The 10,630-nt window shown below is 38.9% G+C and carries 9 protein-coding genes; 6 read left to right on the top strand and 3 right to left on the bottom strand.

Going from position 1 to position 10,630, the window contains the following annotated elements; genetic code table 11:
• A partial coding sequence (locus VB654_RS01900; RefSeq protein WP_323211674.1) for a cation:proton antiporter occupies window positions 1-1,262 on the bottom strand: 1,262 nt, incomplete at its 3' end.
• A 574-nt stretch (window positions 1,263-1,836) separates the two neighbouring features.
• Here VB654_RS01900 and bchM point away from each other — a divergent pair.
• The 4 genes from bchM (at window position 1,837) to VB654_RS01920 (ending at window position 3,947) form a co-directional block, all read left to right on the top strand.
• A complete protein-coding gene (gene bchM / locus VB654_RS01905; RefSeq protein ID WP_323211676.1) occupies window positions 1,837-2,523 on the top strand; it encodes a magnesium protoporphyrin IX methyltransferase in 687 nt (228 codons plus the stop codon).
• Between the two features lie 41 nt (window positions 2,524-2,564).
• Window positions 2,565-2,987 carry a hypothetical protein gene (locus VB654_RS01910; protein WP_323211677.1) on the top strand — a complete coding sequence of 141 codons (423 nt, stop codon included), beginning with the start codon at window positions 2,565-2,567 and terminating at the stop codon, window positions 2,985-2,987.
• Window positions 2,988-3,059: 72 nt separating this feature from the next.
• On the top strand, window positions 3,060-3,548 hold the full coding sequence (locus VB654_RS01915; RefSeq protein WP_323211679.1) for a hypothetical protein: 489 nt from the start codon (window positions 3,060-3,062) through the stop codon (window positions 3,546-3,548).
• A gap of 18 nt (window positions 3,549-3,566) precedes the next feature.
• On the top strand, window positions 3,567-3,947 hold the full coding sequence (locus VB654_RS01920; protein ID WP_323211681.1) for a DUF423 domain-containing protein: 381 nt from the start codon (window positions 3,567-3,569) through the stop codon (window positions 3,945-3,947).
• A 111-nt stretch (window positions 3,948-4,058) separates the two neighbouring features.
• On the opposite strand, the gene VB654_RS01925 is transcribed toward VB654_RS01920, so the two are convergent.
• Together VB654_RS01925 and pruA are read right to left on the bottom strand one after the other, a co-directional pair.
• Window positions 4,059-4,862 carry a hypothetical protein gene (locus VB654_RS01925; protein WP_323211682.1) on the bottom strand — a complete coding sequence of 268 codons (804 nt, stop codon included), beginning with the start codon at window positions 4,860-4,862 and terminating at the stop codon, window positions 4,059-4,061.
• 245 nt (window positions 4,863-5,107) lie between these two features.
• Window positions 5,108-8,092, bottom strand: a complete 2,985-nt coding sequence (gene pruA / locus VB654_RS01930) for an L-glutamate gamma-semialdehyde dehydrogenase (protein WP_323211684.1) — start codon at window positions 8,090-8,092, stop codon at window positions 5,108-5,110.
• 326 nt (window positions 8,093-8,418) lie between these two features.
• Between pruA and VB654_RS01935 the strand changes: the two genes are divergently transcribed.
• Both VB654_RS01935 and VB654_RS01940 read left to right on the top strand, forming a co-directional pair.
• The gene (locus VB654_RS01935) at window positions 8,419-9,447 is read left to right on the top strand and encodes a molybdopterin-dependent oxidoreductase (protein ID WP_323211685.1); all 1,029 of its coding nucleotides are present in this window, start codon (window positions 8,419-8,421) and stop codon (window positions 9,445-9,447) included.
• The coding region (locus VB654_RS01940) for an adenylate/guanylate cyclase domain-containing protein (RefSeq protein ID WP_323211686.1) at window positions 9,444-10,630 on the top strand (1,187 nt) is incomplete at its 3' end. The genes VB654_RS01935 and VB654_RS01940, both read left to right, overlap by 4 nt.

Here is a 10,630-nt window from a genome sequence, read left to right on the forward strand (position 1 = left end):
TGCTGCGTTTTTTCTGGTGGTTGACTATCATAATTTTCCCACCAAGTTGAAATATTTTCTGCTTCTAAATCTGTTTGGGGCATTTGTAACAACGCCGCAAATCGTGATGTAATTAATGGCCCCATAATTGAAGTAACTAGCATGAGAACAATCACACTATTTAAGACACCTTCACTAATTAGTCTTTCACCAGCAGGATTTAATGTTTGATAGGCGACTAAGGCTGCTGCTAATGTAGCGGCTACCTGTGGCAGTGATAATGACCACATTGTGAGCATTTGAGCAGTGTTATAGCGGTAAATTAACTTTGTTAAAAATGCCGCTATAAATTTGCTAGAAATCAAAGCTAATACAATTACCACTGTTAGCCAAATTGAACCAAGGGTTTTGATAAATGCAGGAATATTAATTAACAGTCCCATATCTACAAAGAAACAAGGGATAAATAAGACGCTGCCGATAAATTCAATTTTTTCTTTAACTGGGCTGCGTCCCACAACATCATTAACTGCTAAACCTGCTAAAAATGCCCCAACAATTTTTTCAACTCCAACTATCTGCGCTCCCACAGATGCCAAAAATAAAGCTAGTAAGATGAATAAAAATTGGTTACTTTGTTCATCTCCAGAACGGCGAAAAAATTCTTTACCTGCCCAATCAAAGCCAAAAAATACAATAGCAGAATAAATGGTTAATCCACTTAATAAAGTTACTAAACTAATTGCCGAAAATTCTCCCCGATGAATTCCCACACAAATTGCTAACACTAGTAAAGCAGCTGTGTCAGTAAAAATTGTCGCCCCTACTGTGACTGTCACAGATTCATTCATTACAACTCCCAGACGACTAACAATGGGATAAGCTAAGAGAGTATGGGAGGCTAGTAAAGAACCAATCAGAACAGAAGCATTCCAGCTAAAACCGAACAATCGCCCTACACATATCCCAGCAATTAAGGGGAAAATAAATGTGAAAAATCCAAATACAATTGAGCGATTTTTAGTTTTACGAAACTGTCCTAAGTCAATTTCCAACCCGGCAACAAACATTAAATAAACTTTGCCGATATCTGAAAGCAGTTTGATAGTTTCGGAGTTAGTATCTAAAAGCTTTAACCCATTTTGCCCTAGCACCATACCTGCTACCAACAAACCCACTAATCCTGGTAGTCGTAGGCGTTCAAATATAGGAGGTATAGTAAAAATTACTGTCAGGAGAATTGTAAACTGAATAATGGGACTGTCAAGTAAGTTTGATGTCATTGGTTAGTTATTCAACAAGCTAAATGAACAAATAAACTATGGCAAATTGCAAAGGGCTGAGTATCAAGCCAGTAGGGGCGGGTTGATTAAAATTATTGTTGGTAATTGAGCATATCTCTAAAGTTCCTATAATTCAAGGTTTTGAATCTATCAATCCTGTTCTCAATTATGTAAAAATCGCTGTAATATATAAGGTATACACCGATTGATAGGTTAATAAAAGAAATAATTATTTAGAGCATAACTACTGCAATTATATTATTTTCTAATTATATCTTAATCAAGACTAATAAAAAAGCAAAAATCAAAATCTGAGGTTGATTTTGTCAAATGACTAATAACTATCAATTACTTAGTTTTTAATTCCACAGGAGTTGATTTGGAATATTGGAGTTTAAAAAATAGATTTTATCTCTGAAAGTGATAAATACCAAGCTAACTCAGGTATTATATATAATTAGTTAGTATGCCGTAAGTCAGAGAAAAAATTCTTGAAAAAGATATATCAGAATATTCTTGACGGTTGCTATTAATGATAATTTTAAGGGTTGGGAACACTTAAAAGTTTAAGTTTATGAACGTAGCTGATGATAAAACGATTGTTCGCGAGTATTTTAATTCCACAGGATTTGACCGTTGGCGGCGAATTTACGGCGATGGCGAAGTCAACAAAGTCCAGCTAGATATCCGCACCGGACACCAGCAAACTGTAGATACGGTTATTGGCTGGCTGAAAGACGATGGTAATTTATCAGAATTATCAATCTGTGATGCTGGTTGTGGTGTGGGTAGTCTGAGCATCCCCTTAGCGGTAGATGGTGCTAAAATCTATGCCAGCGATATTTCTGAAAAAATGGTGACAGAAGCCAAGGATAGAGCTTTAGCAACCTTGGAAAATTCCGAAAATACCACTTTTGCTGTCCAGGATTTAGAATCTTTGAGTGGTAGCTATCATACAGTTATTTGCTTGGACGTGCTGATTCACTACCCCCAAGAAAAAGCTGATGAAATGGTTTCTCACCTTTGTTCTTTGGCAGAATCACGGGTAATTATGAGCTTTGCGCCCAAGACCTGTGCTTTGAGTATACTTAAAAAAATTGGCAGTTTCTTTCCTGGCCCTAGTAAAGCCACTCGCGCCTATCTGCATCGTGAGGCTGATGTGGTGAAAATCCTGGAAAGTAATGGTTTTACGGTACAACGCCAAGCGATGACTAAGACTCGTTTTTATTACTCGCGTCTACTGGAAGCTACGCGCAAATAAAGTTAGAATTGCGACGAGGAATTTAAATACTTGTCGCAATTATGAAAAGCATTAAAAAAGTCTGTGCTGGGTTCATGGTGTCTGTGGGAGTTTTATTTTTGATGGTTAGCGTTAGCACGTTATTTGAATTAAACGCTGAAAATATCACTCCAGAACAAAAACAAGAAGCACACGATGCATTTTGGGGGGGAATAGTCTTGGGTGTACCGTTAACAGCAGGGGGAGGATATATGTTTTGGGGTTTGCGCCGTGGAAATAAAAAAGAGTTAAGCGATCGCCTGGACTCTATTTTTTATCAAATCTTGCAAGCCAATCATGGTAAAATTACTGTTTTACAGTTCGCTATGGCAGCAAAGCTATCTGGAAAACAAGCCAAAGAATATCTCAATCAGAAATCTCAAGAATTCAATGCTTCTTTTGAACCCAGTGAACAAGGTGATATTAGTTACCTATTTCATATTTAACTGTTTTTAATGGAAGCTTTGGATTAAGTCAGGTTAGAATCACAAGCAAAGTTTAAAATCTGATGTGAAATTATGAAGACTGCTGAAAAATTGGCTGCGGGTTGGCTATTAACGCTGGGATTCATGTTTTTGACACTATCAGTTTCAGCCACAAATCAGAAAAATTCTATAACCAAGCCCATTTCCACCGGATACAATGAGGCTGTAGTATATGATTTTCCTAACAAACCTGCTCTTGATTTCTTGGAAAATACTTCGAGAAATGGTATAATTTACGGTGTACCTACAATGTTGTTAGGCGGTTGGTTAAGCTTAGGGTTGTATCGTCAAAGTAAGAACGAGAAAAAAGCACTTCAGAAACAACTAAGCGATCGCTTGCAATCGAATTTTTATCAATTGTTACAAGAAAATAACGGTCGCGTCACTGTGTTAGGCTTGGCGATGAATTGTCAACTACCAGCCGCAGAAGCACAAGAGTATTTAGATATGAAAGCTAAAGAATTCAATGCAGATTTTCAGGTGAGTGAAAAAGGGGCTGTATCATATCATTTTGACATCTAAAATCAATTCTGATTAGGAATGGCACAAATATTTGTCAGCATAGCTGCTGTTTTAGGCGGTTTATCTGTAGCCGCAGGTGCTTTCGCAGCTCATGCCTTGAAAGAAAAGATTAGTGAGCGATCGCTGGAAATCTTCGATACAGGCGCACGTTATCAAATGTACCACGCTTTAGCACTTTTGTTAGTAGCTTTATTAATTAGTCGTGCAACATCACCTCAACCGATGTTAATAGCTACTGGGTGGTTATTTATCGTTGGTATTGCGATTTTTTCTGGTAGCTTGTACGCCCTGAGTTTAACTGGTGTGAAAATCTTGGGTGCAATTACGCCTTTGGGTGGTGTCGCTTTTTTGCTGGGTTGGGGTACTTTGGCTTTTACCGCTTGGGGTTTGAAGTTTTGAACCTCCTTCAATAGTCCAAACCTATAACCTATAACGAGTTGTGTTCAATCTCCACAATTGAACGCAACTTAATATTAATCTTCCTTTCGGATGCTAGCTTATTAGCATTTTTCAGATAATGTCAGCTATAAATGAAAGTCTTAAAGGATTAGGCGATCCTGCAAAAATGTTACCCATATCTCCATATTCATTAATAGCTAAGTAAGCTAATGCAATACCTTCTTCAATTAAATCCCAGTGATCCCAGCAGTAGACAATAAAAGATATTCGTTTACTCGTTTTTAAACAATTTTTTGCAGCACGAATAAAATCATCCTGCGTTAACTGTTGCTTTAACTGTGCTGATATTTTTATCTTACAAAATATCACACCATGACCATCTTTGGGGAGCTGTCTTCTAGCCTTATTGAAAAGATCATTTATTTGGCTTTCATTAGCGAAAGGTTGTTGTCGAGCTTTTATCTCAACATATAGACTATTATACGACAAAAATTTACTTACTTCAATATCAAAATCAGAACCTTTAACACCAGATGGAATAATAAAACGAATCGAATTGGCTACTTCAGAAAAAAAATGAGCAGCAGTTACTTCATAATAAGCTGATTCAAAATCCCCTTTTTTATTTCGCTCTGAGAATTCTTGAAACCCACTATAATTTCTCAAACACCAAAGCATATGTGCAAGGTGAATAATTCGAGCATCTCCCTTGGTTTTAAAAAAATCCTGTTTTTTACCAAAGGTAGTACATTCCTTAGCCCAAAAATCCCCTCCCAAAGTATTAATAATAATGTAACTAGCTAAAGCCAGTTCTAGACCTGACTCAAAGGTAATTCCAATTTGATTCATTTCATCAACCTCTTTTCTAAGAATCTCAGGAGTTAAATTATGTATTCCGGACTGTCTTATTTCCATAGAAAGCTTGAAAACCTAACTATTTTTTATAATTACGATTTTATCTATTTTTGTCGGTAACAAAAAAAGTACTCTTTGAAGTTCTTTTACAGTTTGTGCGCCGACCTCACACTATATGATTGTGTATATCGCCAGCCGGAAGTAGTGCATAGGGTATTGGGTATTCTACACTGGGAGGGATATAAAAACCCTCCCAAATAGTTGTTAAATTTCTGAAGCAAGTTTCAGAAAATAAACGCGCCGTGTCATTCCGCGCCTTCAATGGGTGCAAAACCTTGGCGTTGAATATTTTCCGTAACCGTGCGCGGTTCTAAGAATTGCAGCAGATAATCAGGGCCTCCAGCCTTAGAACCCACACCAGAAAGCTTAAAACCGCCAAAAGGTTGCCTAGCCACAATAGCACCTGTAATATTGCGGTTAATATAGACATTCCCGACTTCAAAATCTGTCTGTGCTTGCTGAATGTGGGAAGGCGTTCTAGAATAAATCCCCCCAGTTAAAGCATAATTAGTCCCATTCGCCACGGCTAAAGCTTCTGCAAAATCCTTTACTCTTGTTACAGCTAACACTGGGCCAAATATTTCTTGCTGGGCAATAGTCGCATCAGCTGGCACGTCACTAAAAATCACAGGGCCGATATAATAACCCTGTTCTGGTGCTGTTAACTCCAGGGCTACTTGTGCTTCTGTCTTACCCTTCTCAATATACTCCAAGATGCGATCGCGTGCCTTAGCATCAATGACTGGCCCAACTTGGGTACTAGGTAACTCAGCTTCACCAATATTTAAAGATTTCGTCGCCTCAACTAACCGCCGTACAAAAGCATCATATACTGGTTGCAGCACAATTACCCGCGAACAGGCAGAACATTTTTGCCCACTGTAACCAAATGCTGACTGTACCACCCCGACAACAGCTTGGTCTAAATCAGCGCTTTCATCCACAATAATCGCATTTTTCCCGCCCATTTCGGCAATTACCCGCTTGAGATGCTTTTGTCCAGGTTTCAGGGTTGCGGCTTCAGCGTAAATCCGACAACCCACTTCTTGAGAACCAGTAAAAGCAATAATGTGAGTATCTGCATGATTCACCAAGTAAGCCCCCACTTCGGAACCCTTACCGGGGACGTATTGAAATACACCTTTAGGTATTCCCGCCTCAATTAAGATTTCTGTGAATTTAGCTGTAATTACCGAAGATGTTTCCGCAGGTTTAAGCAAAGTACAATTACCCGCAACTAAAGCAGCAACTGTCATTCCACAGGCGATCGCTAGGGGAAAATTCCAAGGAGAAATCACTACAGCAATTCCCCTAGCTTGGTAAATATAACGATTAGTTTCCCCAGCTACGTCATAGATTACACCTGCATCCAGCCGTTCCATTTCCGCAGCATAATACAGACAAAAATCTATAGCTTCAGAAACCTCCCCATCTGCTTCCTTAACAGGTTTCCCCACCTCCAAAACAATCCAAGCCGCAAGTTCAGCCCGACGTGACTCCATCAAATCAGCCGCCTTCCTGAGAACCCCAGCCCGTTGCTGTACAGGCGTTTTCTTCCAAGCAGGAAAAGCAGTCTTAGCTGCCAGCATAGCCTCCTCCGCCTGTGCCACACTCAGCAAACCAACCTTACCCACCACCTCACTAAAATCAGAAGGATTCAGAGAATCAACAAACTCCGCAGTATTCACATACTCCCCATTCACCAAAGGTAAATAAGTCCTACCCAGTTGTTGACGCACCAATTTAAAAGCCGCCGCAGACTTAATAACTGCTTCTTCTTCTGAATAATCTGTATCCGCCACACCGAAGAACCCCCCCTCCTCTTCTTTGCGCCTCTGCGCCTTTGCGTGAGACAAATCCATATTCGGAGGCGCTAACAACTCCTCAATTGGTCTATTCTCCAGATTTTGCCGTAAAAACGAACTATTAGCCGTATTTTCCAACAACCGCCGAATCAAATAAGCCATCCCCGGTAACAACTCACCATAAGGACAATAAACCCTAACCCGATAACCCTGATCCACCAAAGCCTTTGCCAACTTATCCCCCATCCCATACAACACTTGCATTTCAAAGTGACGACGAGGGACATTTAAACTTTGGGCTATGGCAATTGCACGAGCTTGTGATCGCACATTATGACTACCAATAGCAGCATATACATATTGGTGATTTTCTAACAATAGCTGAGTAATAGTTTCAAAATTGGCATCTGTAGCCGCTTTATCGTTATAAACTGGCTGTTCCCAGTGCTTTTGTTCCGCTTTAATGGTTTCCTGATCCCAATATGCACCTTTCACCAACCGGACTGTCAGGGGATAACTGCGCCGTTGTAACCAAGAAATCAGCTTTTTAGCATCCTCTTCGCTGTCACGCAGATATGCTTGGATTGTCACCCCAATATCTGTCCGTTGTCTAAACTCATCTTCTAACAGTAGCTTTTGCAGAATATTCAGAGTTAAATCTTTATAAGCGTACTGTTCCATATCAAAATGCACAGCTGCGCCTAATTCCTTCGCCCGACGTAATAAAATCCGAATGCGATCGCTAACTCTCTCTTCACTACCCTCAGCATCTAAAGGATCAAATTGGGAATAAAACGCCGTCAACTTGACAGAAACCTGAACTTGTGGTATTGCTTCACCATCAGCTTGATCAATAGCTGGAATGACAGACCAATTTTTTGATGCTTCCACCAATTGCTGCATCAATTCTAGATAGCGTTCTAAATAAGATTGCGCTTCAGTTTCGGTAATTACTGCTTCACCAAGTAAATCAATGGTGAACGCCATTTTATCTTTCCGCAGTCTTTCAACTGTTTTAATGACTTGTTTAATATTTTCCCCAGAAATATATTTATGTGCCAAAGTTTCCACGGCCGTAGAAACAGTTGTCGCCGCAACTTGTCCCGGCATAGAATCAGGGTTAGCAAAATTCAGCATCCCCTTTAAAGCTGAGGGTAACTCTACAGACTCTTCTCCTAAATATTCTTGTAAATGTGCGGCAATTTCTGGTTTATTTTGTAAAGCAGGTAATGTATCAATAAAGCGAAATAGTTGCACCCGTAAACCAGGATTACTCATTGCCCAAGCTAGTAATTTATCATCCCAGCGCATTTGATCCCGTAAAGAACCTAAAAACGAGCGATTTTCTTGGGTAGCGGCCAGAAGCTGTTTCGCAATTTCTTGAGTTTTAGCTTCGTATGTGCTGGTTTTTACTTGTAATACCACTGATAACTCCTTATTTTGGAATTGGGGATTGGTTGGTACGGGCGGGTTTAATAATATTGTGGGGTGGGCATCCTTGCCCGCCTTCTTCCTTGTAATGATATCTATGATAGCTGGCGTGGCGTAGCCATACCCGCCCTTACAGGGTATTGGGTAATGGTAACAGAAGTTTTCCCCCTGCATCCTGCCCAGCAATTCTCATTTTGTGAAATCCAGAATAATAAATTTTGTTTCTAGACAATTTTTATACCATGTAAAACAGTATTACAATGATGACTGTAAAGTAGTTAACACCAATCTGCATACCTCTTCAAGAAGTATTTTTTAATGTGGTTAAATCTAGATTTGGGAAAAATTTACCTCTAGGAATTTTGGTGAGTATGATTGCTTACTTGGGTGGTTGTACAGAAACGCCGACAAATGCACAACTGGAAGTATGGCGTAAAGAGGCGATCGCGCGCAATGCCAAAATTGTGGCAGAAGAAACCAAAAAGAAGCAGCAGAATGAATGGAATTTATTTATACAAGGTCATACAGCAACAGGGCAAACGGAAACATTAAATTGGTCACAGTTGCAGGATTTAGCTACAGAAAATATTAAGACTATTGATGGTAATAACATCATTGATCCCACAGAAGTATTTGATTTTACTGGTATACCTGCAAAATCACTAATCAAAAAATTTGCGAATCAAAGGGAAATTACGGAAATAACTTTTGTCTGTTATGATGCCTATCGAGTGACTATCAACGTCGAAGATTTACTCAAGTACCCAATTATTTTAGCAATTGCTAAGGATGGTCAACCAATTCCCCGTCAGCAAGGTGGGCCGATTTATTTAATTTTTCCCTATAGTCAATATCCAGACCTGAGAACAAAATATGATGATGAGATGTGGGCATTTTATGTAACTCATGTCATTTTCGGTACAGAAAAAGCCAAAATTAGTATAGGTAAACGTGAACTCAATTTAGCAGATTTAGATCAATTACCCCAAGTTAACTTGACGCAAAACGTTGGTTATCGGGTATGGTGGCCGAGTGATCAAGTTAAATTATACGGTGTGAGACTACGAGATGTTCTCAGGTTAGCTAATGTTAATTTAAATACTATGAATTCTGTCGTTGTACGTGGTAAACCAGCCGTTCATCGTAGAATTACGCAACCAATAGAATTAGCAACTGAGGATATACTGAAATGTGATATTCTCTTAGCTACTAGATGGGGTGAAGAAAAACAACTAATTCCCGCGAAAATGGGGGGTCCAATCACTTTGGCCTTTGGTGATGATTGTCCAAACACAACAAAAAATCAAAGATGGGTGACTTTTGTAGAAGAGTTAATTCCACAATTATGAAAACATTAAGTTTTCGTTCTATTCGCACCCAGATCGTGACTTCAACGACCTTACTGATTCTTGGATTGATTGCTGCTATTGTTACGGTCTGGGCAAACAGTGAAACCACTCTTTACCGTCAAGAAAAGTTAAATGATGCTAAAGTTATTACTAAGGTTCTAAGTACTACCTATTCTGATGAATTATCAGAAGAAAATTGGAGCCAAATTCGCATAAATTTACAACTTTTACTGCAAGAAAATCAAGATGTCGTCTATGTTTATGTATCGGATGCCCGTCAAAGTGATAAATTAGTTGCAGGCTCTCCTGAAGAATTTATAAATCAATATATTCCTGATATAGTACCTTTAAACGTCACTAATTATGCAATAGATCCCTCTTCTAACATTCGGACTCGTGTATCAAGGACATTTCTGCTCAAAGATGTTTACTTTGGCAAAGATATTCGGGGTGAACGAGGTGAACAAGTGATTGAAGTGGCTTCAGATATATTAGCATTAAGTAAACAAAGAATCGGTACTTTACGAATAGGTATATCATCAAAAAGAATAGATATTGCTGTTACTAATGCAATCTATCAAGCTTTGATAGTAGGTTGCTTAGGACTTAACATCGGTTGGGTGTGTGCATATATTTTAGCAAATCAATTGAGTGAACCAGTGCGACGGTTACAAATGAGCGTTGCTAAAATTGCCAATGGAGATTTGCAACATCGTGCCGACATTTATAGTCGTGTAGATGAAATTGGTGCATTAGCAACTTCAGTAAATGAAATGTCTTATGCATTGCAAATATCATTTAGTAAATTGCAAAAAACATTACAATCATTTGAGAAATTTGTACCAGATAAATTTGTTTCTGTCATTGCTCCCCAAGGAATAGAAAATATTAAAGTAGGTATGGCTTCAACGCAGAAAATGACAATTTTATTCTGTGATATTCGTAATTATACTTCTATGTCAGAAGCTATGACACCGATGGAAATTTTTTTATTTTTAAATGACTATTTAGCTTGTATGGGGAAAGTCATAGATGAATCTGGTGGGTTTATTGATAAATATATAGGTGATGCTATTATGGCGCTGTTTGATGACCAAGCTACTGATGGCGCACTCAAAGCCGCAATTTTAATGCAACATTCCCTGGAACAATTTAATTGTGCGCGATCGCAACAAGGTTTACC

Source organism: Nodularia sp. UHCC 0506, from assembly GCF_034931045.1.
In the GTDB taxonomy this organism is placed as follows: domain Bacteria; phylum Cyanobacteriota; class Cyanobacteriia; order Cyanobacteriales; family Nostocaceae; genus Nodularia.

Coding starts and splice junctions, on each gene's coding strand:
- VB654_RS01915 (WP_323211679.1), top strand. CDS start 3,060: ATGAAGACTGCTGAAAAATTGGCTGCGGGTTGGCTATTAACGCTGGGA.
- VB654_RS01925 (WP_323211682.1), bottom strand. CDS start 4,862: ATGGAAATAAGACAGTCCGGAATACATAATTTAACTCCTGAGATTCTT.
- VB654_RS01910 (WP_323211677.1), top strand. CDS start 2,565: ATGAAAAGCATTAAAAAAGTCTGTGCTGGGTTCATGGTGTCTGTGGGA.
- VB654_RS01920 (WP_323211681.1), top strand. CDS start 3,567: ATGGCACAAATATTTGTCAGCATAGCTGCTGTTTTAGGCGGTTTATCT.
- bchM (WP_323211676.1), top strand. CDS start 1,837: ATGAACGTAGCTGATGATAAAACGATTGTTCGCGAGTATTTTAATTCC.